The sequence below is a fragment of the Pseudoduganella aquatica genome, assembly GCF_009857595.1.
In the GTDB taxonomy this organism is placed as follows: Bacteria; Pseudomonadota; Gammaproteobacteria; order Burkholderiales; family Burkholderiaceae_D; genus Rugamonas; species Rugamonas aquatica_A.
In genome coordinates this window covers 63,687-87,428 of sequence record NZ_WWCU01000002.1, presented here as the reverse complement: position 1 = coordinate 87,428, position 23,742 = coordinate 63,687, and the positions used below count along the sequence as shown (strand labels likewise).

Here is a 23,742-nt window from a genome sequence, read left to right as displayed (position 1 = left end):
TGTACCGCGATCTCCGCAACCGGACAGCTCAGCCGCTCTGAGCGCAATAAGAGGAGCTTCATCATGAAAATCGTCGTCATTGGTGGCACCGGCCTGATAGGCAGCAAAACCATCAAGATCCTGCAGGAACGCGGCCACGAGGCCATCGCGGCCTCGCCCAATTCCGGCGTCAACACCGTCACCGGCGAGGGCCTGGCTGCGGTACTGGCCGGGGCCGACGTGGTGATCGACGTGGCCAACTCGCCGTCCTTCGCGGACGCCGACGTGCTGGCCTTCTTCACCGCCTCCGGCCGCAACCTGCTCAAGGCGGAAACCGAGGCGGGCGTGAAGCACCACATCGCCCTGTCCGTGGTGGGCACCGACCTGCTGGCCGAAAGCGGCTATTTCCGGGGTAAGATAGCGCAGGAAAAATTGATCAAGGAAGGCAAGGTGCCTTACACCATCGTGCACTCAACCCAGTTCTTCGAATTCCTCGGCGGGATAGCGCAATCCGGCGCGGACGGCAACACCGTGCGCCTGTCCCCTGCCCTGGTGCAGCCTATCTCGTCGGACGACGTGGCGCTGGCCATGGCCGATTACGCCACCGCCGCGCCGGTCAATGGCACGGTGGAAATCGCCGGTCCGGAAGCCTTCCCCCTGTCCGGGCTGGTGCAGCAGTACCTGGTGTCCATCGGCGATACGCGCAAGGTGGAAGCCGACGCCGGCGCGCGCTACTTCGGCGCGCTGCTGGGCGAGCGCACCCTGGTCCCGGCGGGCAAGGCGCGCCTGGGCACGGCCACCATACGGAACTGGCTGCAGAAGAAATGAAACCGCTCGCGCCCCCGCCGCTTTCACTGCTCGACAAGTATGTAGGGCAGGATATCCAGTCCCTCTATACAACGACGGTGCGGGTGACGGGGGGCGAGGCCGAACACGGGCGCGCCTCCGGCGTGGCCCGCTCGGACGACGGCAATCTCGAGCTGCAATTGCGCCTGCCGCCCGAACTGGGCGGCCCGGGCGGCGGCACCAATCCCGAACAGCTTTTTGCGGCCGGCTTTGCGGCCTGCTTTCATGGGGTCATCAGCCTGCTGTCGGCCAAGGCTGGCCTGAGCGCGGCCGGCACCTCGGTGGAGGCGTCGGTCTCGTTTGCGCGCGATCCGATGGATGGCATGTATCTGCTCACGTCCGCACTGCAGGTACGCCTGCCTGGCATGAAGCAGAGCACCGCCGAGGAACTGGTGCGCAACGCCGAACGCGTCTGCCCTTACGCCAAGATGGCGCGCGAAGGCCTGCTCAGCGTGGTCACGCTGGTGGACTGAAAGGCACGCCCAGCAGCCCCTGCTCCATCGCGCTCAGCACCACTTGCGTGCGGGTGGAGACGTCGAATTTGTGCATCAGCTGCTTCATATGGGTCTTCACCGTGCCCACGCCTATGCCCAGCTCGCGCGCGATCAGCTTGTCCGGATGGCCGCGCGACAGGATGGACAGCACGTCCGCCTCGCGCCGCGTCAGCGGCGGAAGGTGCAGCGCGTTGGCCACGCTGCGGCTGGCCGCAGCGCCCAGGTAGCGGCAGCCCATGCCCAGCAGGCGCACGCATTCCAGCAGCTCGCCGGCGTCGGCCTCCTGCAGCAGATAGCCGTGCACGCCGCTGTCGACCGCGTGCCGCACTTCTCCCGCCTTGCCTTGCGAACTCACCACCAGCAGCCGCATGGCGCGCGCCGACTGGGCCGGGGCCTGGCCGCAATCGCGCGCGGCGCGCAGGGCGGAGAAGTAATCGGCAATCACTACGCAGGCTTCGTCGGCGCATGGCCACTGTACCGGCGCGCTGACTTCCAGGTCCGGCTCGCCGGCCAGCATGGCGCCCAGCCCCGCGCGAACAATGGGTGAGCTGTGCATCAAGTAGACCTTGATGCGCTGGGCCACAGGACGGCTGGCGAATGGCAGTAGAGGGGCATTCATAGTGGGCTCCATGCGGCTGGCGGGAACGGCTGCGGAAGCCGCCCCGCGCCGCGCCAGGGGGTTTATTCGAGGTGGGCTTTGTCCAGGCCGAAGGCCTTGTCGTAAGAGCCGGGCACGAACTTGAAGGCGACGTTGATGCGGTTCCACGCATTGATGGCCATGACTTCGAAGGTCAGGTCGGACAGCTCTTTTTCGGACAGCTGCGTGCGCACGCGCTCATAGATATCGTCCGGCACGCCCTGCTCCGGCAGGCGGGTCAGCACTTCGGTCCATGCCAGCGCGGCGCGCTCACGCGGAATGAAGAGTGTCGATTCGCGCCATGCGGCCAGGTGGTGCAGGCGCAGTGCGCGCTCGCCGTGGATGGTGGCCTGCTTGATGTGCATGTCCACGCAGAATCCGCAGCCGTTGATCTGGGAGGCGCGGATGGCCACCAGGTCGAGGATGGATTCTTCAATCGCGCCCTGCTTGATGACGGTATTGAGTTCGACGAGTTTCTTGAACAGCTCGGGGGATTGCTCCTGGTAGTTGATACGCTGCGTCATGATGATCTCCTGGTTGGGTATTAGTCCGCTTGCGGAAGCTCGCGGCACAGAATCATTCTAGGAGCGCGCCAGCTGCTCCGGTAGACGCATGGAGGGCCTCACGCTGGTGAGCGCCAGGCACCAATACGCGCACGCAGCAAAACACGCGGCCAGCACTGGTGCACGGCGCTCACCAGCGTGCACCCCGGCGCGTATCTACCGGCGGCGGCGGCGCCGGCCTACACTGGCCCGCACCGTGCGCATCCGCGCACCCGCCACCAGGAGACCACCAGAAAATGAAGCCGCCAGCACCAACCGCGCCGCCCTTGTCGCTGCTCGACAAATACGTCGGCCAGGACATCCAGCCGCTCTACACCACCACAGTGACCGTGACCGGCGGCGAGGCTGGACACGGACGCGCCTCGGGTGTGGCGCGCTCGGACGACGGCAACCTGGAGCTGGCGCTGCGCCTGCCGCCCGAACTGGGCGGCCCGGGCGGCGGCACCAATCCGGAGCAGCTGTTCGCGGCGGGCTTTGCGGCCTGCTTCCACGGCGTGCTGTACCTGCTGGCGGCCAAGGCGGGACTCAGCGCCGCCGGCTGTTCCGTCGAGGTTGCGGTGTCGTTCGCGCGCGATCCGGTGGACGGCATGTATCTGCTCATGGCCAACGTGAAGATCCGCCTGCCCGGCCTGCGCCAGGGCACGGCGGAAGAACTGGTGCGCAACGCCGAACGCGTCTGCCCCTACGCCAAGATGGCGCGCGAGGGCTTGCTCAACGTGGTCACCGTCGTGGCCTAGCACGCTCAGACCACGCCCGCCACGTAGACCGGCCGGCGCACCGCGCCGCCGCGCAAGGCGCCGCGCGCGGGCGCGGGCGCGGAGATGGCCATGTCGATCACTCCTTCTTCCAGCTTCTCGTCCTGCAGGCGGAACAGGTCCACGCTGCGCGTGAGGCGCTGCGCCTGCTCGCCCAGCGACAGCGTGGCGGCAAGCGACTCCTCCACCAGCGATGCATTCTGCTGGGTGGCGCCGTCCAGTTCGGCCAGCGTGGCGTTGAGCTGCTGCAGTCCTATGCTCTGCTCGCGGCTGCCGGAGCTGATGTCGGCCACCAGCCCTGCCACGCGCTGCACGCCGCCGGTTACCGCGCCTATGGCGGAGCCGGCGCCGCGCACCACGCGGCTGCCCTCGCCTACCTGTTCGATGGACGCGGCGATCAGCTGCTTGATCTCCCTGGCCGATTGCGCGCTGCGCTGAGCCAGGCTGCGCACTTCGCCCGCCACCACGGCGAAGCCGCGTCCCTGTTCGCCCGCCCGCGCCGCTTCGACCGCAGCGTTCAGCGCCAGCAGATTGGTCTGGAAAGCGATGCCGTCCATCAGGCCCACGATGTCGCCGATACGGCGCGACGACGCGTCTATGCCTTCCATGGTGGCCAGCATGGCGCCCACCGCGCGCTCGGCCTGCTGCGCCTCGGCGGCGGTGCGCTCCATCAGGCCGTGCGCCTGCTCCGCCTTGTCGGCATTGTGGCCCACGGTGACGGTGAGCTGCTCCATCGTGGCGGCGGTTTCCTCCAGCGACGCGGCCTGGCGCTCGGTGCGGCTGGCCAGGTCGGCATTGCCGGCGCCAATTTGCGCGGAGGCCGCAGCCACCGTGTCCGCGCCGCCGCGCACCTGGCCCACCATCTGCTGCAAGCGGGCGCTCATGCCGTTCAGGGCGCGCAGCAGATCGCCGGTTTCGTCACGCCAGCAAGTTGCCGCCACGGCGCGCAGGTCGCCGCCCGCCACGCGCCGTGCGATGTCCACCGCTTGCTGCAAAGGCCGCGAGATCAGGCGCGCCACCCAGGCCGCCATCAGCATGCCCAGCACCACCGTGGCCGCGATCAGCGCGGTAATCATGCTGCGCGACTTGGCGTAGGCGCCGGCTGCGGAGGCCGCCGCCGCGTCGCTGCCCTGCTCTCCCGCCGCCACCAGGCGCCCCACCAGGTCCGTCGCCTCGAAATTATAGGTGCGCGATTCGCCGCGCAGCAGCGCCATGGCGCCTGCGTGGTTGCCTGCGCGGTCCAGCTGCACCACCTGGCGCACCGCCGCGGCGTAGGAATCCAGCGCGGAACGGAACTTGGCGAAGTCGGCCTGCTCGGCGCCGGACTTGGGCACCGCCGCGTACAGCGCCAGCGCCCGCCGCATCTCCGCCATTTCGCCGTTCATCTGCGCTTCGTAGTAGTCGAATTCCACCGGCTGGGTCGACAGCGCGTGCTGCAGCTCGTAGGTGCGGAAGCGCAGCAGGCTGGATTTCACCAGCAGCACGTTGCGCACCGCAGGCGCCCAGCGCTGCGTGATGTCGTTGTTGACGCTGTGCAGATGCCGCAATTGCAGGAAGCAAAACACGCCCAGCGCCACGGTCAGCGCCATCACGGCGGCCACGGCGGCCAGCAGTTTGTGAGCAATCTTCAGGTGATAGAACCAGTTCATTGTCGGTCTCCGGTGTGGGGATAGGTTCAGGCGGCGCGCAGCTGCACGCTGCCTTGCAGGAAATTCAATGCGGCGCGGGCGGGCAAGGGCCGGCTGTAGTGATAGCCCTGGATCTCGTCACACTGCCAGCTGTGCAGCAGCGCGCGCTGGGCTTCGGTCTCCACACCCTCCGCGATCACCGTCATGCCCAGGCTGTGGCCGAGGCCTATGGTGGCCTGCACGATGGCGCTCTGCTGCTTGACGGTGCCCATATTGCGCACGAAGGACTGGTCGATCTTGAGCTTGTCGATGGGGAAGCGGCTCAGGTAGGCCAGGCTGGAATAGCCGGTGCCGAAATCGTCGATCGACAGCCGCAGGCCCAGTGCGCGCAGGCGCTGCAGCAGCACGATGGCGCTTTCGGCGTTCTCCATCATCACCCCTTCCGTAATCTCCAGCTCTATGCTGGACGGGTCAATATGGGTGCTGGCCAGCAGCGCTTCGATATGCGCCAGGAAGCCCGGCGCGGCGAACTGGCGCGGCGAGATGTTCACCGCCACCACCAGCCGGCGGCCGCTGTCGGCCTGCCACTGGCTGAGCTGGCGGCACACTTCCTCCAGCACCCACTCGCCGATGGAGACGATCAGGCCCGACTCCTCGGCCAGCGGAATGAAGTGGGCCGGCGACACCAGCTCCTCGCCGCGGCGCCAGCGTATCAGGGCCTCGAAGCCTATCAGGCCGCCGTCGGACAGCGATTGCTGCGGCTGGTAGTGCAGCTCCAGTTCCTGGCGCTCCACCGCGCGGCGCAGCTGGGCTTCCAGGTCCAGCCGCAAGCCAGCCTGCGCGTTCAAGCTTTCCGAGTAATGCACCAGCGTGTCGCCGCCGGCTTGGCGCGCCGCCTGCAGCGCGGCGTCGGCGTTCCTCAGCAAAATCTCCGGCTCGGCGCCGTCCTGCGGGTAGCACACGGCGCCCAGGCTCAGCGTGGTGAACACTTCGTGGCCTTCGCACACGTAGGGCTGGCCCACTTCCGCCCGCAGCGCCGAGATGGCCGCGTCGAATTCGGGGCTGTCGAGACGGCCCTGGTAGAGGATAGCGAAGTTGGCGCCGTCCAGGCGATACACCTCGCCGCCGCGCGCCTCCGCGGCCTGGCGGATGCGGCTGGTCAGGCCGATGATCATGCGGTCGCCGAAGCCGTGGCCATAGCCGCCCACGATGCGCGAGAAGCGGTCTATGGTGCCCAGCACCACGGCGTGCGGCCGCACGGGCAGGCTGCGCAGGCGCGCTTCAAAGGAGCGGCGGTGGGCCAGTCCGGTCAGCGGATCGTGCCCGGCCTGGTGCACCAGCTGCTGCTCGACGCGGAAGCGGGCACGGACGTGGTACAGCAGGAAGGCGCCGGTGAGCAGCGCTACGATGTCGAACAGGTGGACCAGGCGCGTCATGCCGGAGCCGGACGAGCGTTCTATCAGCACAGATAAAGCCACGCTGGCGGTGATCAGGCACACCAGCAGCGCATACGCGGCCCAGCGCGAATGGCAGGCGCTCCATCGCAGCCGTGGCGCGGACGGAAGGCGCAACTGCGGCGCGGCGCCGGACGGAAGGCTGCTCGTAACGGTGTTCATGGCTGTGCTCATGGTTGTGCTCATGCTTTAGCTCCCTAGATGGTGGACGGGGCGGAGGAAGGGTTGGACTCGGCAACGCATAGCGCAACCCAGTGCATCAACTCGTCGCACTGGAATGGCTTGCTCAGGAAGGCGGCCGCGCCGCCCTGCTGCGCGCGCTGGCGCACTGCAGGCTCGGGGAAGGCGGTGAGCATAATCAGCGGCACGCCGCAGCCGTTGCGGCGCAGGTGCTCCAGCAGTTCCAGGCCGCTCATGCCAGGCATCTGCAGGTCGCTGATGATGCAGTTATAGTCGTGCTGGGCGCCGGCGGCCAGCAGGCTTTCGGCGCTATCGAATTCGGTGACGGTATAGCCGCTGGAGCGCAGCAGACTGCTGACGGCGCCGCGCACGGCGTCGTGGTCGTCGACGATGGCTACGCGGGCACTAAGGTTGGTACTGCTGGTGGTGGAACTGGACACGGCTTACTCCCTGAATCTGCATGGGAACAAGATACCGTGTGCGCCTTGGTAGCGGAATCATACAAGGGTATAGAGAGATTATCCTTTGCGTGCAGTGTCGATGCCCAGCGCCTCGGCCATGCGCACCAGGTCGGCAAAGGTGCGCGCCTGCATCTTGCGCATGGCGTTGCCGCGATGGATCTTGACCGTGATCTCGCTGGTGCCCACCTGGCCGGCGATCTGCTTGTTCATCAAGCCGCTGGCGGCCAGCGCCATGATCTCGCGCTCGCGCGGCGTGAGCGACTGGTAGCACGCCTGCAAGGCATGCTGCGCCTGGTTGTGCTGCCTGCGGCCACGGTCCACTTCCAGCGCAGAATTCACCGCATCGATCAGGTCCTGGTCGCGGAAGGGTTTGGCCAGGAAATCCAGCGCCCCGGCCTTCATGGCGCGCACCGACATGGGAATGTCGCCATGGCCGGTCATGAAGACCACCGGCAGGGACACGCCGTCTCGATTGAGTTCGGCCTGGAATTCCAGCCCGCTGATGCCTTGCAGGCGCACGTCCAGCAGCAAACAGCTGGCCGCCTCCTCGCGCTGGTGCGCCAGGAACTGCGGCACGGAACCGAAATCGAACACGCGCAGGCCGACGGAGCGCAGCAGGCTGGAAATGGCTGCGCGCAGCGGCGCGTCGTCGTCGACGATATACACGTTCATGCGGAACACTCCTCCGTGACGGGCAGCGAAAAGCACAGCATGGCGCCGCGCGGCGGCATGCCCGCCCAGATGCGGCCGCCGTGGGTTTCGATAATCGAGCGGCAGATCGGCAGGCCCATGCCCATGCCTTCCTCCTTGGTGCTGAAGAAGGCGTCGAACAGCTTGGGCAGGTGCTCGGGCGGAATGCCGGGGCCGGTGTCGGCCACGCTGCACACCACGCCGCCCTGCTCGTGGATGCGGGTCTGCAGCAGCAGCAAGGCCTCGCCGGGCGCGCAATGCTGCATGGCCTGCATGGCGTTCATCAGCAAATTGATGAGCACCTGCTGCAGCTGCACGCGGTCGCCGCATACCTGCGGCAGGTCCGGCGCAAGGTCCAGGTTGAGCGAGACGTGGTGGCTGGCCAGCTCGCGCCGCACCAGGCGCGCCGCTTCCTGCGCCACCTCGTTCAGCGACAGCGGCAGGTGGCGCGGATCGCTGCGGCGCGCCAGCGCGCGGATACGGCGTATCACTTCGCTGGCGCGGCCCGCCTCCTCCAGCACGCTGCCGATGGCGGCGCGCGCTTCGTCCAAATCCGGCTCCGCGCGGTTCAGCCAGCGCAGGCTCGCACCGCCATTGGTGGTGATGGCCGCCAGCGGCTGGTTCACTTCGTGGGCAATGGACGCGGCCAGCTCGCCCAGCATGGTTACACGGGTGACATGGGCCAGCTGCGACTGCGAGCGATGCAGCGCTTCCTCGCGCGCGATCAGCGCATTGGTGGCGGCCTGCCAGCGCAGCGCCAGGTAGGCAACGATGCCGATGGCGGCCAGGCTGACCACCATGCGGCCGGAGGCGGGGCCGGAGAACATGGCCGCGTGCGAAAAGGCGTAGGCCAGCACCGTGAGCCCCAGGCACACGGCGCTGGTGAGTATCACGCCGCGCCGGCGCCACACGCTGGCCGAGAGCAGCACCACCACCACGTACATGACGGCGATGGCCACATCCAGCGGCGTAAACGCGTCGACGGCGAATATGGCCAGCGTCAGGCCGACCAGCAACAGCGACAACAAGGGGCTGCCTTGAACCCTGACCATGCCCTGCCCTTCCCATGCGGAGTGATATCTTCTTATTATAATTCCACCGCCACGGGAATGATCTTAGACCAAAGTATAGTATCGGCCGGTTCGGCGCGGCCAAACAGGTAGCCCTGCAGCCCGTCGCAGCCGATCTGGCACAGCGCGTCCCGCTGCGCCGGGGTCTCCACGCCCTCGGCCACCACGCACAAGCCCATGCCGTGCGCCAGCGTGACGATGCTGCGCACGATGGTGGCCGCGTTCGGCGCGCGCAGCATGTCGCGCACGAAGGAGCGGTCTATCTTCAGCTGCTCGATGGGCAGCCGCTGCAGATAGCTGAGCGAGGAATAGCCGGTGCCGAAATCGTCCAGCGAGAAGCCCACGCCGCAGGCCTTCAGCCGCGCCATCTTGGCGATAATGTCGTCCACGTCGGCCAGCAGCATGCTTTCGGTCAGCTCCAGTTTCAGCAGGCGCGGATCGGCGCCCGTGCCGGCGACGATCTGCAGCACATGCTCGGCGAAGTCCGGCTGGCGGAACTGGCGCGCGCTGACATTGACCGCCACGGTGAGCCCGCGCGTGCAGGGCGACTCCTGCCACTGCACCAGCTGGCGGCAGGCGGTGGCCAGCACCCAGTCGCCGATATCGATAATCAGCCCGCTCTTTTCCGCCTGCGGAATGAATTCGGCCGGCGGCACCAGGCCGCGGCGCGGATGCCGCCACCGCAGCAGCGCTTCGGCGCCGGTGGGCCGCCCGTCCGCGTCCACCACCGGCTGGTAGTGCAATTCCAGCTCGGCGCGCGCCAGCGCAAAGCGCAGGTCCGATTCCAGCATGGCGGTGGCGTCCAGCGCCGCCTGCATCAGCGGATCGAAGAAGCGGAAGGTGGCGCGGCCCGCCGCCTTGGCCTCGTACATGGCCATGTCGGCCTGGCGCAGCAGGTCGCTGATGGTGTGGTTACCCGCGCCGAACAGCACCACGCCTATGCTGGGCGTGCTGCGCAGCTCGTGGCCGTCCAGCGGATAGCTCAGGCTCAGCGCGCTGACCACCTTCTGCGCCACCACCTCGGCATGGGCCGCCGCCTCCTGCGCGCTCGCGCCCAGCACTTCGAGCAGGATCACGAACTCGTCGCCGCCCAGCCGGGCCACGGTGTCACTGTCGCGCGTGACCTGCTGCAGGCGGAAGGCCACCATCTCGAGCAGGCGGTCGCCCATTTCGTGGCCCAGCGTGTCGTTGAGGGACTTGAAATTGTCCAGGTCCACGAACAGCACCGCGCCGTGGCAGGCGCCGCGCTCGGACTTGGCGATGGCGTGGCCCAGCCGGTCCAGCAACAGGCGCCGGTTGGGCAGCTTGGTCAGGCCGTCGTAGAACGCCAGGTGGGCGATTTCCGCCTCGGCCAGCTTGCGCGCGCTGATGTCCATGCGCGTGCCCACCATGCGCAGCGCCGTGCCGTCCGGCGCGCGCTCGCTCACCTTGCCCCGGCTTTGCAGCCAGATCCAGTGCCCGGCGCGGTGGCGCATGCGGTACTCGGCTTCGTAGGAACGGCTGCCGTCCTCCAGGTGGCCGGCCAGCGCGGCGTCCAGCGCCTCCCAGTCGTCCGGATGCACCAGGGCGCGCCAGTTGCCCGGCGCCGTGGGCAGCTCACCGGGCAGATAGCCCAGCATGGCGGCGGCGCGCGCGTCGCCGGTGCGCACGTCGCGCACCAGGTCCCAGTCCCACAGGCCCAGGTTGGCGCCGTTCAGCGCCAGCTCCACCCGCTCGGCGGCGGCGGCGCGCTCCTCCTCGCCCTCCAGCGCCAGCTGCTCCAGCGCCATGCGGCGGCGCTGGGCCAGCGCCAGCCCGCCCGCCCCCGCCACGCCCGTCAGCAGCCAGGCCATGCCGCTGATCCAGGCCAGGTTGTGCCAGCCCGCCTCTATCTTGTCCTGGCTGCGCGTCAGGCTCACGATCAGCGCCTTGTCCAGTCCCAGCTCGCGCAGCGCCATGGTGCGCTGGACCACCAGGCGGCGGTCGCCGCCCAGCACCGTCAGCGGCAAGGCGCTGTGCAGATGATAACGAAAAAAGAGATCGGCGGCGGCATCGGCGCGCATGGCCGCCGGGTTGGCCGGCACGTACAGGATGCGGCGCCCGCTGCCGTCGGTGATGGCGCTGCTCATATCGGGCGCGTACAGCGCCGAGCGCATCACCGCATCGAAATACTCGGGGTTGAGGATGGCGCTGACCGCGCCCGCATTGTGCCCCGCGCCGTCCACCATCGCCAGCGACAGCTTGATGTTGAACACGCCGGGCGTGTTTTCGTAGGGCTGCGACAGGTACAGTGTGTCCGGCGAGCGCATATGCGCCACCTGGCTGGTGTAGAGTTTGTCGTCCAGGCGGGCGTCGCGCAGGTCGTCATCCGACACCTGGATGCGGCCCTCGCGGTCCACCACCACCAGCGCCCGCACGCCCGGCATGGCGCGCTTGAGCGACTGCAGCAGCAGGCGGCGGCAGTCGCTGGCGCAGGTGCCCACGCTGCCCGGCGAGCCGAAGGCGGCGCGCGCGCTGTCGAGCGCATTGCGCACGCCCTCCAGCTGGTGCTGCAGATTCTCGTCGATGATCAGCGTCTGCATGCGCATGCGTTCGATGTCGGAGCCGAGCAGCAGGCGGCGCTCGGTCCAGATGAAATACACGGCCATCAGGCCGCTCATCAACAGCACCAGCGCCAGCACCAGCCACTCGGCGGTGGCGCGGCGCGGACGGCGGCGCCAACGGGCTAACAGTTCGACTGGCATGACTCCCTCCGGATCGGTACAAGCCGCAAAGCTGCGGGATGCTGACCACTATAGATAGCGGACGGCGGCCTGAAAATCAGACCTTGGTATGCCGCCTCATACCAAAGTGTGATGTTCACAATGCCGGGTAGTCGGTGTAGCCGCGCGCGCCGCCGCCGTAGAAGCTGAACGGATCGGGCTCGTTGTACGGGCCGTTGCGGGCAATGCGCGCCACCAGGTCGGGATTGGCGATGAACTGCCGGCCGAAGGCAACCATGTCCGCGCGCCCAAAGGCAACCAGGTGCTCGGCCTGCTCCGGCGACAGGCCAGCGTTGGCGATCACCACGCCGCCGTAATTGCTGCGGATAAGCTGCAGCAGCTGCGCCATGTCGCTGCTACCGCCCCAGGCGTTGGTGTCGGCGCCGTGCACGTAGCCAATACCGTAGCTGTCGAGCATGCGCAAAACGTAGGCGTAAGTCTCGGCGGCGTCCTCGTCGAGCGCATTGTTATACAGCGCAAAGGGCGAGATGCGCACTCCCACGCGCTCCGGCGGCACTGCCCGCAGCACCGCCTCGATCACCAGGCGCAGGAAGCGCGCGCGGTTTTCCACGCTGCCGCCGAATTCGTCGCTGCGCCGGTTGACATGGGGCGAGAGGAACTGCTGCGGCAGGTAGCCGTTGGCCGCGTGGATCTCCACGCCATCCAGGCCGGCCCGCAGCGCGTTGGCGGCGCCGGCGCCAAATTCGGCCACCGCCTCGTGGATCTCGGCCACGCTCATGGCGCGCGAAGGCGAAGCCGCCAGGCGCGTGTAATAGCCGTTGCGCAGCGCGCCATATACCTGCAGCATGCCCAGGTCGTCGTTGAAGCCGGACGGCGAGAGCGGCTGGCGGCCGTCGAGCAGCGCGTAGCTGCCCACGCGGCCGCCGTGCCACAGCTGCATGAAGATCTTCCCGCCCCGGCTATGCACAGCGGCGGCGACCTGCTTCCAGCCGGCCAGCTGCGCCTCTCTGTAGATGCCGGGGGCCAGCTCGAAGGCGGCCGAGTTGGGCGATACATTGGTGGCTTCGCTGATAATCAGCCCCGCCGTTGCGCGCTGCAGGTAATATTCTGCGTTGAGCGCCGTCGGCACGCCGCCGTCGCCTGCGCGGGAGCGGGTGACGGGGGCCATGGCGATGCGGCTGCTGAGGGGCAGGCCGCCCAGGGTCATGGTTTGCAGGATGTTTTTCATATTCGGCTCCGTGTAATTGAATGCAGCCACTGTAGCGGCGCCGGGACGCGCCGATAATCCGGGCGGGGCCGACAACACCATTGCGCTGCGCGCAAAGATGAAGGAACACTGATGGATCGTTTTGCGGAATTGAAGGCGTTTTGCCTGGTAGCGGCCAGCGGCGGGTTTTCGCCGGCGGCGCGCCAGCTGGGGGTGGCCGCGTCGTCGGTGACGCGGCTGGTCGATGCGCTGGAAAAGCGTGTCGGCACGGCGCTGCTGAACCGCTCCACGCGCAAGGTCACACTGACCGACAGCGGCCAGCAGTACTACGCCAGCGCGCAGGCCATCCTGGCGCAGCTGGACCAGGCCGACGACGCGGCCGCAGCCCGCCACGGCCAGGCCGGCGGCTTGCTGCGGGTGTCGGCCCCGGTCACGTTCAGCACCATGTTTATCGCGCCGCTGCTGGGCGAACTGGCACGCCGCCATCCCCGGCTGGAGCTCGACCTGCACCTGAGCGATGCGGTGAGCAATATGGTGGACGACAGCATCGACGTGGCGATCCGCATCGGCGCGGCGCAGCAGCAGCCCAACCTGATCGCGCGCCGCCTGAGCGGCCACCAGCGCGTCATTTGCGCCAGTCCGGCATATCTGGAACGGCACGGCACGCCGGAAGCGCCGGAGGATCTGCTGCGCCACAACTGCCTGCTGTTTTCCTACGGCGTAGCGCGGCGCGGCTGGCGCCTGCAATCCCAGCAGGCCGGCGCCGGCTTCACCGAGCTGCCGGTACGCGGCACGCTCACCATCAATAATTCGGAAATGCTGCGCCGCGCCGCGCTCGACGGCGTGGGGATCGCCATGCTGCCGGACTGGCTGGTGCGCGGCGACCTGGCCGCCGGCACGCTGCAGCCCCTGCTGGGCGGCTACCAGGCCAATCCGGGCGAGATGGAAATCGGCCTTTACGCCATGTACGCCGCCAACCGGCGCGGCTCCCAGGCGATCAAGGCCTTTGTCGACCTGCTGGCCGAGCACCTGGCGCAGCCGCTGACCTGATCCTGGCGGCGGCTAGCGCACACCGCCCTGCAAGCGCAGCGGCTGGCGCGCCAGCCGGAAACGGCCCACCAGGGCGGCCAGCACGCCGGCCTGGTCGCTCAGGCTGCCCGCCGCCGCAGCGGCCTGCTCCACCAGCGCCGCGTTCTGCTGGGTCGCCGCGTCCATATCGGCAATGGCCGCGTGAACATGGCCGATGCCGGTGCTTTGCTCGCTGGACGCCTCGCCTATGCCGGCCAGCACCGTGCGCATGCGGGTGACGCTGGCCACCACCTCGTCCATCGTGCCGCCGGCGCGGGCGGCCTTGCCGCTGCCCTCGGCAATGCCGCGCACCGCGCCGTCAATCAGCGTCTTGATCTCGCGCGCGGCGGCCGCACTGCGCTGGGCCAGGCCGCGCACTTCGGCCGCCACCACCGCGAATCCCTTGCCCTGCTCCCCGGCCCGCGCCGCCTCCACCGCCGCGTTCAGCGCCAGCAGATTGGTCTGAAACGCGATGCCGTCGATCACGCCGGTGATGGCCTCGATGCGGCTGGCGCTGGCGTGGATGGCGTGCATGGTCTGCACCACCTCCGCCACTGCTTGCCCGCCACGGTGCGCCACATCGCCCGCCTCCCCCGCCAGCCGGTTGGCCTGCCGGACATGCTCGGCGTTCTGCGCCACGGTCTGCGTGAGCTGCTCCATCGATGCGGCGGTTTCCTCCAGCGAGCTGGCCTGGCTCTCCGTGCGCGCCGACAGATCCAGGTTGCCGGTGGCAATCTGCGAGGAGGCCGCGGCAACGGTGACGGCGCTGCCGCTGATGGCCCCTATCATGCCGGCCAGGTTCTGCTGCATGGTTTTCATTGCGTGCAGCAGACTGTCCTCGTCTCCCGGCGCGGTGGCGACGGCCATGCCGAGGTTGTTGGCCGCGATCTGCCGCGCCACCTCCACCGCATATTCAGGGCTGCCGCCCAGCGCCCTCTGCAAGCTGCGGTTGACCAGCACCACCACGGCAGCCAGCAGGGCGCACAGCAGCGCGGTCACCGCCAGCGCCCGATACAGCGAAGCGTGGAAGGCGGCGTCGATATCGTCCGTGTACACGCCCGCCACCAAAGCCCAGCCCCACGGCTGGTAACTCACTATCCGGCTCAACTTGGCGGACGGCGCGCTCTGACCGGGGCGCAGCCAAAGATAGGACAGATAGCCCTCGCCCTGGGCGGAAGCCGCCATGCTGGCCACTTCGCGGAATACGTAGCGGCCGGCCGGATCGCGGAAATCCAGCATGGACTTGCCGTCGTTGGCCGGGTTGCCCGGGTTTTGCACAGCGCTGCCGTCCAGCCCCAGGATGGCGACGTAGCCGTCCTGCCCATAGCGGATATGGCGCAGCACGCGCCTGGCCTCGGCCATCGCTTCCGCCTGGCTGATTTCTCCCGCCCTGGCCGCTGCGGCCAAGCCGCGCACGATAGACAGCGCGGCCTGATCCACATCGGCCAGGTTGGCCTTGCGCTCCTCATAGCGCAAGGTGCGGGTTTCAAAGGCGTGCAGCAGCGACAAGACGCAGATGCACAGCAGGCAGGCCGCCAGCGGCAGCCAGAGTTTCTGTTGAAAGGTTAGGCGTTTCATCACGGCGCTCCGGAGTGTGGGGATGGGAACCGACTGTAGCTGCGCCGCCTGCGCCGGGGAATACGCGCCGCGCGCCGAACATTTTTGCGCGCCGCGCAATGAAGTGGGAGTTGCATCTATCCCTTAGTCCAGATAGACGGGCAATCGTGCGCTGCCCAGAATGCAAGCTTGACCAACCTGCAAGGACTTGCCATGACCACTACCCGCACCATCAATACCGTCACCACCCGCGACGGCACGCTGATCAACTTCAAGGACTGGGGCCACGGCCCGGCCGTGGTGTTCAGCCACGGCTGGCCGCTGCAGGGCGACGCCTGGGAAGACCAGATGATGTTCCTGGCCGAACACGGCTACCGCGTGATCGCGCACGACCGCCGTGGCCACGGCCTGTCGAGCAAGCCGTGGCACGGCAACGACATGGACACCTACGCCGACGACCTGGCCACGCTGATCGACGCGCTGGACCTGACCGGTGCCACCCTGGTGGGCCACTCCACCGGCGGTGGCGAAGTGGCGCGCTATATCGGCCGCCACGGCACGGACCGCGTGGCGCGCGCGGTGCTGGTGGGCGCGGTCACGCCGCAAATGCTGGTCGGTCCGGCCAATCCGAACGGCGTGCCGATGGAAGTGTTCGACGGCATCCGCAGCGCGGTGCAGGCCGACCGCTCGCAGTTCTTCAAGGATCTGACCACCGCCTTCTACGGCTTCAACCGCGAAGGCGCCAAGGACTCGCCGGGCCTGCGCGACACCTTCTGGCTGCAAGGCATGCAGTGCAGCATCCGCAGCGCCTACGCCTGCATCAAGCAGTTCTCGGAAACCGACTTCACCGAAGACCTGAAAAAGATGACGGTGCCCACGCTGGTGATCCACGGCGACGACGACCAGATCGTGCCGATCGCCGCCACCGCGCGCCGCGCCGTGGAGCTGCTGCCGCAGGGTACGCTGAGCGTGTACGAAGGCGCGCCACACGGCCTGCCCGCCACGCACAAGGACAAGCTCAACGCCGAGCTGCTGGCCTTCCTGCGTTCCTGATCGGCCCCGCCATGGCTGCGACCACCACCCGATTCACGCTTCCGCTCATGGCCGCAGCCATGCTGCAGTTTGCGCCGCTGGCTCCGCCCGCCCAGGCGGGCGCGCCGCAAGTGCGCAGCCAGGCGCCCGGCTACTACCGCATGATGCTGGGCGACTTTGAAATCACCGTGCTGTCCGACGGCACGCACGCCTTCCCCATCGACACGGTGATGAACAACATCACCCCGGCGCAGATCGGGCGCGGGCTGGACGACGCCGGCCTGGCGCAGCCGCTGCAAGGCTCCATCAACGCCTTCCTCATCAACACCGGCAGCCGCCTGATACTGGTCGACGCAGGCGCCGGCGCGCTGTACGGCGACTGCTGCGGCAAGCTGCTGGAGCACCTGCGCGCCGCAGGCTACAAGCCGGAGCAGGTGGACACCGTGCTGCTCACCCATCTGCACAAGGATCACGCCGGCGGCGTGATGCGCCAGGGCGCGGCGGCCTTTCCCAACGCCGTGCTGCGCATGGCGCAGGGCGAAGCGCACTACTGGCTGAGCGCATCGGCGCAGGCGGCCGCACCGGAATTCCTGCGCAGCTTCTTCGACAGCGCGCGCGCCGCCGTGGCGCCCTACCAGGCCGCAGGCCGCTTCCAGCCCTACGCCGCCTTCGGCCAGCTGGAACCGGGCGTGCGCGCCCTGCCCGCGCCGGGCCATACACCCGGGCACGCGGCCTATCTGGTGGAAAGCCGGGGACGGCAATTGCTGGTCTGGGGCGACATTGTGCACGTGGCCCCGCTGCAGTTCCCGCATCCGGAAGCCACCGTCAAGTACGACAGCGACGCCGCCGACGCGCAACGCCAGCGCCGGGCCTTGCTGGACATGGCCGCCAGCCAGCGCATGGTGGTGGGCGCCGCCCACATCGCCTTCCCCGGCCTGGGCCGCATCGGCGCACCAGGCGGCGCGAGCCCCGGCTACCGCTGGCTGCCCGTCAACTACGAAGGCGCACCCGGCGCGGACTGAGCGCGCCGCCGCTGCCTGAGGTCTGCCTGAGCCTTGTCAGGGCTGCGCCTTGCTGTTCAGCGTCACCTTGGCGCCCGCCAGGCCGTCGCTGGACGCGGTCACCGTGATCGCGCCGGCTTGCCCCGCCCTGGTCCGCACGATGGCCAGCGCCAGGCCATTGAAGGCCGCGCGCTCGGGCGACTGGAAGGACACCAGGCTGGTGGCGTCGCCATTGTCGGTGGCCACCAGCTCGCCCGGTCCGCTGACGGTGAAGCGCACCGCGTTGCTGCTGCGGGGGACCGGCCGGCCTTCCTTGTCGGTGATCGCCACCGTGACGAAGGACAGGTCTTTGCCGTCGGCCTGCAGCGCGCTGCGGTCCGCCGTCAGCGCCAGCCTGGCGGCCTTGCCCGCCGTCTGCACCGTATCCTCGGCCCAGGGCTTGCCCTGCTTGTACACGACCGCTTTCAGCGCGCCCGGCTGGTAAACCACGTCGTCCCAGCGCAGGCGGTAGTCGCGCGCGCCGCGCTGCTTGCGGCCCAGCGATTTCCCGTTCAGGAACAGCTCCGCCTCGTCGCCGGAGGTGTACAGGTGCACCGGCGTGACCTGCCCCACCCGCTCCGGCCAGTTCCAGTGCGGCAGCAGGTGCGCCATTGGCAGCTCCGGCCGCCAGCGCGCCTGGTACAGGTAGTAGCGGTCCTTCTTGAAGCCCGCCAGGTCCACAATGCCGAAGTATGAGCTGCGCGACGGCACTTTCACCTTGCTCAGCTCCGCCAGTTCCTTCTCGGCGCGCGCGCGGGCGGCCGGATCGGTGAAGTTCAGCGCGTTGGTGCTGTCCGCGTTGTAGGGCGTGGGCTCGCCCAGGTAATCGAAACCGGTCCAGACGAATTCGCCCGCCACGAAAGGATTGTCGTCCAGGCCCTTGAACTCCAGCTCCGGCGCGGAGGCCCAGCGCGGCGCAGACAGGTCGTAGCTGCTGACCTGGAAATTGGCCAGGCCTTTCGACTTGTCGTCGCTCACCGGGAAGAAGTATTCGCCGCGCGAGCTGACGGTGGACGCGGTCTCGCTGCCTATCACCGGGATGTGCGGGGCGCTCTTGTGGAAGGTCGGGTACTCCCACGGCTTGTAGTTGAAGCCCACCACGTCCACGGCGGTCTGGAAGCCGTTGTAGCCTGAGACCACGTGGTTGAATCCGGCCGTGGTCAGGCGCGTACGGTCCTCGCTGCGCACGATGTCCGCCAAGTGGGCCGCCATCTTCCAGCCCTCCGGTTCGCCCTGCTCGCGGATCTCGTTCCCTATGCTCCACATGATGATGCTGGGGTGGTTGCGGTCGCGCTTCACCATGGCGCGCAAGTCCTTCTCGTGCCATTCGTCGTACAGGCGGCCGTAGTCGTTCTTCTTCTTGCCCAGGCGCCAGGCGTCGAAGGCCTCCTCCACGATGAGGAAGCCCATGCGGTCGGCCAGCTCCAGCATTTCCGGCGCGGGCGGGTTGTGCGTGGTGCGGATGGCGTTCACGCCCATGTCGCGCAGGATCTCGAGCTGACGCTCCAGCGCGCGCACGTTCAGCGCGGCGCCCAGCGCCCCCAGGTCGTGGTGCATGCACACGCCCTGGATGGGCACATGCTCACCGTTCAGTATCAGCCCACGCCCGGCCTCGAAGGCCACCGTGCGCACGCCGAACGGCGTTTCCACTTCGTCCGTCACCTTGCCCTCGCCGGACACGGTGGTCACCGCCACGTAGCGCTGCGGCTTGGCGGGGCTCCAGAATTTGGGCTGCGCCAGCTGCAGCGACTGCGCCAGCAGGATCTGGCGCCCCGCGCCCACCTTGGTCAGCGCCGACGGGCTGCTTTGTGCCAGCGCCGGCCCGGTGCGGCGGCCCGCCGCATCCAGCGCGTAAATGGCGGTCGACACCTGCGCGGCGGTGGCGCCGCCGCTATTCTCCAGCGTCACCTGCACGTCCACCGTGGCCTCGCCGGCCTTGACGATGGGCGTGGTGACGAAGGTGCCGTTATGCGCCACGTGCAGCGGCGCGGCTTTCACCAGCCATACATTGCGGTAGATGCCGCCGCCCGGATACCAGCGCGAGGAATCGGGCGGATTGTCGATGCGCACCGCCAGCACATTTTCCGCGCCCGGCTTGAGGTGCTTGCTCAGGTCCACGCGGAAGGAGCTGTAGCCGTAAGGCCAGCCTCCCACCTGCTCGCCATTGAGCCATACCGTGGCGTGCGACATGGCGCCGTCGATGTCGAGATAGACTTGCCGGACCGCGTCGCCGGCGGGCGCGGTGAAGGTCTTGCGGTACCAGGCCACGCCCCACCACGGCAGCTTGCCGGTCTCGCCTTCGTATTCCTGCTTGAACGGGCCTTCGATGCCGAAGTCGTGCGGCAGGTCCAGCTTGCGCCAGGCCTTGTCGTCCAGCCCCGGCGCAGCGCCTGCCCCTGCGGCGCCGGCCGGCTCGCCTTTCATGAAACGCCAGTCGGCGTTGAAGGAGACACGGTCGGCGGCATGGGCGGACACGCTCATGCCAACGCCGGCGGCGAGCAGCAGATGGGGAATCAGGCGCATGGCAGGAAAAATGGATTGATCGGACAGCCAGTATCAACTTGAAAAGCTTTACCGATCAATACCAAAAAACGTATAGCAAAAGCGAAAAAAGGACTACCTCCCCGGACTCCCTGCTACGGCGCCGCTTCCACCGCCTTCAGGCTGAACACTTCCGCGCTGGACAGGATGTCGTTGGCGTCCAGGCCACCGAGCAGCATCAGGCGCTCGCCCGGCAGCAACGTGGCCGAATGGCTGAAGCGCTTGCGCAGCGCCACCTTGGCCGGGGTCCAGCGGTCGGCGGCGTAGTCGTACAGTTCCGCCGTAGGCAGCGCGCCGCTGGCGATCACGCCGCCTTCGGCCAGCACGCGGCCGCTCGGCAGCAGCGTGGCCGTGTGCAGGTGGCGCGCGGCGGCCATGCTCGCGGCGGGCGACCAGTGCTGCTGCGCGGCGTCGTACAGTTCCGCGCTGGCCAGCGAGCGGTTGGAGCCGAAGCCGCCGGTCACCAGCACTTTCCCGTTCGGCAGCAGGCTGGCCGTGTGCGACCAGCGCTGCTCGCGCAGCACGCCGCCCGGCGTCCAGCTGTTGCTGGCGGGGTCGTAGATTTCGCTGTCGGACAGGCCGCCGAACTCGCCCGCGCCTGCGCTCAGCAGCACCTTGCCGTTGGCCAGCAGCGTGGCCGCGTGCAGCTGGCGCGCGGTGCGCATGGGCGCGGCCTTGGTCCAGGTTTGCGACTGCGGGTCGTAGATGACGGCGGTGGCCAGCGCCATGGTGTCCTCGTATTCGTCGTCATCCGGGTAGCCGTGGCCGCCGGCGATGAAGACGCGGCCGTCGCGCAGCAGCGTGGCCGTGTGCGCGGCGCGCAGCGCTTCGCTCATGGGGCCGAGCGCGAACCAGGTGTTGGCGGCAGGGTCGTAGACTTCTGCGTTGTTGCGGAAGGTGGTGCGGTCCACGCCGCCGGTCACCAGCACGTTGCCGTTGGCGAGCAGCGTGGCGGTGTGCTGGGAGCGCGCCACCGTCATGGTCTCGGACTCGGTCCACTTGTTGGTTTTCGGGTCGTAGATTTCGGTGTGCGTGGTGGCCGCGCCGTCGCGGCCTATGCCGCCGGCCACCAGCACGGTGCCGTCGCGCAGCACGGTGGCCGTGTGGCCCTGGCGCGCGATCAGCATGGGGGCGGCTTCGCCGTTGCGCGCTGCGGACGCTGCGATGGCGGCGGCAGGTGCAACGGCTGCTGCGGTGGCGGCGCCGAAAGACGGCGCGGCGGCCAGGCACAGCGCGGCGGTGCACAGCAGCGCGGCACGGCGCTGGAAAGTCTTGAGTATGGAGGTCATGGATGCGGGATGGACGGAGTCGGAAAAACGCCCGGCGCGAAGCCGGGCGTCCACTACATTACTGCTTGCGCTGGCGGCGCACGGCGCCCAGCAGCGCCAGGCCGCTAATGAACAGCAGCAGCGCTTGCGGTTCCGGCACGGCGCTCACGGCGGCGCCGCCCAGGTCGGCAGCCAGTGCGTTGCCGAAGGCGTCGCCCAGCACCACGTCGCCCAGGGACAGCGCGGCATTGCCGGAGGCGATGGCGGTGAAGTACAGCGTGGCCAGCGTGAACGAGTCCTGTTGGAAGGCCAGGTCGGACAGCAGCGAGATTTCGGCCAGGTTGAACTTGCCGGCGCCGGTGCTGCCTGCGCTGACGTCCAGCGCTTCGACGGCCGACAGGTCGCCCAGCGTCGCGCCCAGGTTGTAGCCGGTCAGATTCAGGACGGCGGAGTCGAACAGCACGCTGAAGTCGAACGCGCCCACGTCCACGCCTGCGGCCAGGCCGGAAACGCGCACGTCGATGGCGACATTGCCGCCTACCGTCACATTGCCTGCGGCAGGCGTGAAGCTCAGGGTGGTGGCCATGGCGGGCGCGCCGATGGCGCTGGCGGCCAGCAGGGCTGCGGTCAGCGCCTTGCGCGCCTGTTTGCAGATGATGTTGAACATGGTAGCTCCAGATGTAAGGGTTAGTTGGCGATGGCGCAGTTGGCGTTGTTGCAGATGCTGGCCAGCTTGCGGGCGTCCAGCGCGGTGATCTTGCCGTCGTTATCGAGGTCGGCGGCCGGCAGTTCGGACGCGTCGCGGTTGACCTTCTGCGTCAGCAGGGCCACGTCGCGGCTGTCCACCACGCCGTCGCCATTCAGGTCGCCGCTGATGGTTTGCGCCACGGCGAACTCGCCGCCGCGATTGACCACCGCCCATGCGGTGCGGGTGGCGGGGTCCACGCCGTAGGTGCCCAGCGCATAGCCGGCTTTCCATGGGCCGACCACGTACTTGGCGCTGCCGCCCAGGTTGCGCGCGGCCACCGGCTCCCATGCGCTGCCGTTGAAGGGGCGCGCCACCAGCGCCAGCGGGCCGCGCGCGCTGGCGTCGTAGCTCAGCGACAGGGTGAATACGTCCGCCTCTTCGCTGCCGATCGCGTTTTCCATGCCCCACAGGGTCAACGCGTCGCTTTTCAGTTTGGCGGCGCCGTTGGCGTCGATGTCGGCGCGGCTGGACCAGCCGGTGTTCACGTCCTGGATCGCCACGCGGCCATCGTACAGAGTAGTGGAAACGGCGTTGGCGCCGTCCAGGATGGCCATCCTGGTGCCGCCCCAGTTGCCGCCGGCCGGCGCCGCGTCGGCGATGCTGGCGAAGCTGGCGCCCGGCTGCAAGATGAACTCCTTGCCGTTCAGGCTATAGCCGTAGCTCTCGCGCTTGAAGAAGGTCAGCGCCGGGGTGCGGGTCAGGTCGCAGTCGCGGCCTGCGCCCAGCGAACCGCCGCAGCCGTTGTCGGACGCGTAGTGGTCCACCGTCAGGCGCGGGCCGTCCACGGTGAAGATGTAGTAGCCGATGCTGAACAGCTCCTGCGCAATCGGCATTTCCTGGCGGTTGGCGGCGTTGTAGGCCTGGTCTTTCGACGGCACCGACGGCACGTAGAACTTGTAGCTGTCCGACGAGTGGATGATGTTCTGCACGGTGGCGGTGCCGTCCGGGCTCTTGACGATGGAGCGGTGGTGCATATGGTCATGGCCGCCCAGGAAGTAGCGCACCTTGTTGCGCGCCATCGCGCCGATCAGCACATTGCGCTGCGCCGCGTTGGCGGCGGGGTCCGCGCCCGTGAGCACGTCGGTGTGGTTCTGGCCTATCAGTTCCTTGTGGGCGAACACGAAGCCGTGGCTGTCGGCAGGCTTGCCGTCAAGCTGCTGGCCGATCCAGCCCAGCTGGTCCAGCGCGGCCGAGTTCACGGCGGGCGTGCTGCCGCTGGTGCGGGTGTACTGGTCCACGGCGATGAAGCGGGTGTTGCCGTAGTCGAAGGAGTAGGTCAGGCCGGTCAGGCCCACCGGCGTGGCCGGGCTGGCGTGGTTGATGGCGCCGGCGACGTTGGAGCCCTGCCCTTGCGTCTGCGGGAAGTTGGTCTTGAAGCGGGCGGCGGCGGCGGCCGAAGGCTCGTGGTTGCCGCGCACGGGGTAGAAGCCGATGCGGTTGTTGTACAGGGTTTGCGCGGCCACGTTCCAGGTGTCCAGGCCGCCGGTGCTGCCGTTGTCGGTCAGGTCGCCCACCTGCACCACGAACTTCACTTGCTGCTCCACGAACTTGGGCAGGATCTGGTTGATGATGCCCAGTGCGACCGTGTTCGGGTTGTTGCCCGCGTCGTTGCTGGTCCACTGGGTGTCGGCCATCACGCCGAATTTGAACGGTTCGGCGTGGGCCAGCGCGGCGGCGGCCATGCCCATTGCGGCCAGCAGCAGATGGTGCTTCAGTTTGAAAGGGGTTTGCATAGTCGGCTTCCGTTGGGGGTTTGATGTCGCTGCGCGCGTCGCAGCTCAGCCGAGGATGGTAGATTGCAAGTGTGTCAACCTGATGTCAT

20 protein-coding genes are annotated in these 23,742 nt (G+C 68.3%); 6 read left to right on the top strand and 14 right to left on the bottom strand.

Annotation, left to right across the window (positions count from 1 at the left end; translation table 11 throughout):
* The first annotated feature begins 63 nt into the window (after window positions 1-63).
* Window positions 64-807 carry an SDR family oxidoreductase gene (locus GTP77_RS02290; RefSeq protein WP_161070553.1) on the top strand — a complete coding sequence of 248 codons (744 nt, stop codon included), beginning with the start codon at window positions 64-66 and terminating at the stop codon, window positions 805-807.
* The gene (locus GTP77_RS02285) at window positions 804-1,298 is read left to right on the top strand and encodes an Ohr family peroxiredoxin (protein ID WP_161070552.1); all 495 of its coding nucleotides are present in this window, start codon (window positions 804-806) and stop codon (window positions 1,296-1,298) included. The genes GTP77_RS02290 and GTP77_RS02285 overlap by 4 nt, the downstream gene beginning before the upstream one ends.
* Here GTP77_RS02285 and GTP77_RS02280 read toward each other — a convergent pair.
* Both GTP77_RS02280 and GTP77_RS02275 read right to left on the bottom strand, forming a co-directional pair.
* Window positions 1,282-1,938 carry a response regulator transcription factor gene (locus GTP77_RS02280; RefSeq protein ID WP_161070551.1) on the bottom strand — a complete coding sequence of 219 codons (657 nt, stop codon included), beginning with the start codon at window positions 1,936-1,938 and terminating at the stop codon, window positions 1,282-1,284. The two genes, GTP77_RS02285 and GTP77_RS02280, sit on opposite strands and share 17 nt — an antisense overlap.
* Before the next feature lie 62 nt (window positions 1,939-2,000).
* On the bottom strand, window positions 2,001-2,480 hold the full coding sequence (locus GTP77_RS02275) for a carboxymuconolactone decarboxylase family protein (protein ID WP_161070550.1): 480 nt from the start codon (window positions 2,478-2,480) through the stop codon (window positions 2,001-2,003).
* Window positions 2,481-2,755: 275 nt separating this feature from the next.
* On the opposite strand from GTP77_RS02275, the gene GTP77_RS02270 reads away from it, so the two are divergent.
* Window positions 2,756-3,256 carry an Ohr family peroxiredoxin gene (locus GTP77_RS02270; protein ID WP_161070549.1) on the top strand — a complete coding sequence of 167 codons (501 nt, stop codon included), beginning with the start codon at window positions 2,756-2,758 and terminating at the stop codon, window positions 3,254-3,256.
* Between the two features lie 5 nt (window positions 3,257-3,261).
* Here the strand turns inward: GTP77_RS02270 and GTP77_RS02265 are convergent, their stop codons facing one another.
* From GTP77_RS02265 to GTP77_RS02235, 7 genes are all read right to left on the bottom strand, one after another.
* The gene (locus tag GTP77_RS02265; protein WP_161070548.1) at window positions 3,262-4,923 is read right to left on the bottom strand and encodes a methyl-accepting chemotaxis protein; all 1,662 of its coding nucleotides are present in this window, start codon (window positions 4,921-4,923) and stop codon (window positions 3,262-3,264) included.
* 26 nt (window positions 4,924-4,949) lie between these two features.
* Window positions 4,950-6,518 (bottom strand): putative bifunctional diguanylate cyclase/phosphodiesterase, encoded by a 1,569-nt coding sequence (locus tag GTP77_RS02260; RefSeq protein ID WP_229202045.1) that lies wholly within the window; start codon window positions 6,516-6,518, stop codon window positions 4,950-4,952.
* A 35-nt stretch (window positions 6,519-6,553) separates the two neighbouring features.
* Window positions 6,554-6,976 (bottom strand): response regulator, encoded by a 423-nt coding sequence (locus GTP77_RS02255; protein WP_161070546.1) that lies wholly within the window; start codon window positions 6,974-6,976, stop codon window positions 6,554-6,556.
* Window positions 6,977-7,054: 78 nt separating this feature from the next.
* Window positions 7,055-7,669 (bottom strand): response regulator transcription factor, encoded by a 615-nt coding sequence (locus GTP77_RS02250; protein ID WP_161070545.1) that lies wholly within the window; start codon window positions 7,667-7,669, stop codon window positions 7,055-7,057.
* The gene (locus tag GTP77_RS02245) at window positions 7,666-8,739 is read right to left on the bottom strand and encodes a sensor histidine kinase (protein WP_161070544.1); all 1,074 of its coding nucleotides are present in this window, start codon (window positions 8,737-8,739) and stop codon (window positions 7,666-7,668) included. Before GTP77_RS02245 ends, GTP77_RS02250 begins: the two co-directional genes overlap by 4 nt.
* 35 nt (window positions 8,740-8,774) lie before the next feature.
* The gene (locus GTP77_RS02240) at window positions 8,775-11,480 is read right to left on the bottom strand and encodes a bifunctional diguanylate cyclase/phosphodiesterase (protein WP_161070543.1); all 2,706 of its coding nucleotides are present in this window, start codon (window positions 11,478-11,480) and stop codon (window positions 8,775-8,777) included.
* Between the two features lie 115 nt (window positions 11,481-11,595).
* Entirely contained in the window at window positions 11,596-12,687 is a 1,092-nt protein-coding gene (locus GTP77_RS02235; RefSeq protein ID WP_161070542.1) for an alkene reductase, read from the bottom strand.
* Between the two features lie 111 nt (window positions 12,688-12,798).
* On the opposite strand from GTP77_RS02235, the gene GTP77_RS02230 reads away from it, so the two are divergent.
* Window positions 12,799-13,716, top strand: coding sequence for a LysR family transcriptional regulator (locus GTP77_RS02230; protein WP_161070541.1), 918 nt, complete (start codon window positions 12,799-12,801; stop codon window positions 13,714-13,716).
* A gap of 12 nt (window positions 13,717-13,728) precedes the next feature.
* Here GTP77_RS02230 and GTP77_RS02225 read toward each other — a convergent pair whose 3' ends face one another.
* A complete protein-coding gene (locus GTP77_RS02225; protein WP_161070540.1) occupies window positions 13,729-15,312 on the bottom strand; it encodes a methyl-accepting chemotaxis protein in 1,584 nt (527 codons plus the stop codon).
* 210 nt (window positions 15,313-15,522) lie between these two features.
* Here GTP77_RS02225 and GTP77_RS02220 point away from each other — a divergent pair, with 210 nt between their 5' ends.
* Together GTP77_RS02220 and GTP77_RS02215 are read left to right on the top strand one after the other, a co-directional pair.
* On the top strand, window positions 15,523-16,344 hold the full coding sequence (locus tag GTP77_RS02220; protein WP_161070780.1) for an alpha/beta fold hydrolase: 822 nt from the start codon (window positions 15,523-15,525) through the stop codon (window positions 16,342-16,344).
* A gap of 47 nt (window positions 16,345-16,391) precedes the next feature.
* Entirely contained in the window at window positions 16,392-17,345 is a 954-nt protein-coding gene (locus GTP77_RS02215) for an MBL fold metallo-hydrolase (RefSeq protein ID WP_371869318.1), read from the top strand.
* A gap of 36 nt (window positions 17,346-17,381) precedes the next feature.
* Here GTP77_RS02215 and galB read toward each other — a convergent pair whose 3' ends face one another.
* From galB to GTP77_RS02195, 4 genes are all read right to left on the bottom strand, one after another.
* Window positions 17,382-19,844: a beta-galactosidase GalB gene (gene galB, locus GTP77_RS02210; RefSeq protein WP_223149293.1), complete on the bottom strand. Its 2,463-nt coding sequence runs from the start codon at window positions 19,842-19,844 to the stop codon at window positions 17,382-17,384.
* Window positions 19,845-19,999: 155 nt separating this feature from the next.
* Window positions 20,000-21,193, bottom strand: coding sequence for a Kelch repeat-containing protein (locus tag GTP77_RS02205; RefSeq protein WP_161070537.1), 1,194 nt, complete (start codon window positions 21,191-21,193; stop codon window positions 20,000-20,002).
* A gap of 58 nt (window positions 21,194-21,251) precedes the next feature.
* Window positions 21,252-21,839, bottom strand: coding sequence for a cohesin domain-containing protein (locus GTP77_RS02200; protein WP_161070536.1), 588 nt, complete (start codon window positions 21,837-21,839; stop codon window positions 21,252-21,254).
* Window positions 21,840-21,859: 20 nt separating this feature from the next.
* Window positions 21,860-23,653, bottom strand: coding sequence for a dockerin type I domain-containing protein (locus tag GTP77_RS02195; RefSeq protein ID WP_161070535.1), 1,794 nt, complete (start codon window positions 23,651-23,653; stop codon window positions 21,860-21,862).
* Window positions 23,654-23,742 lie beyond the last annotated feature (89 nt).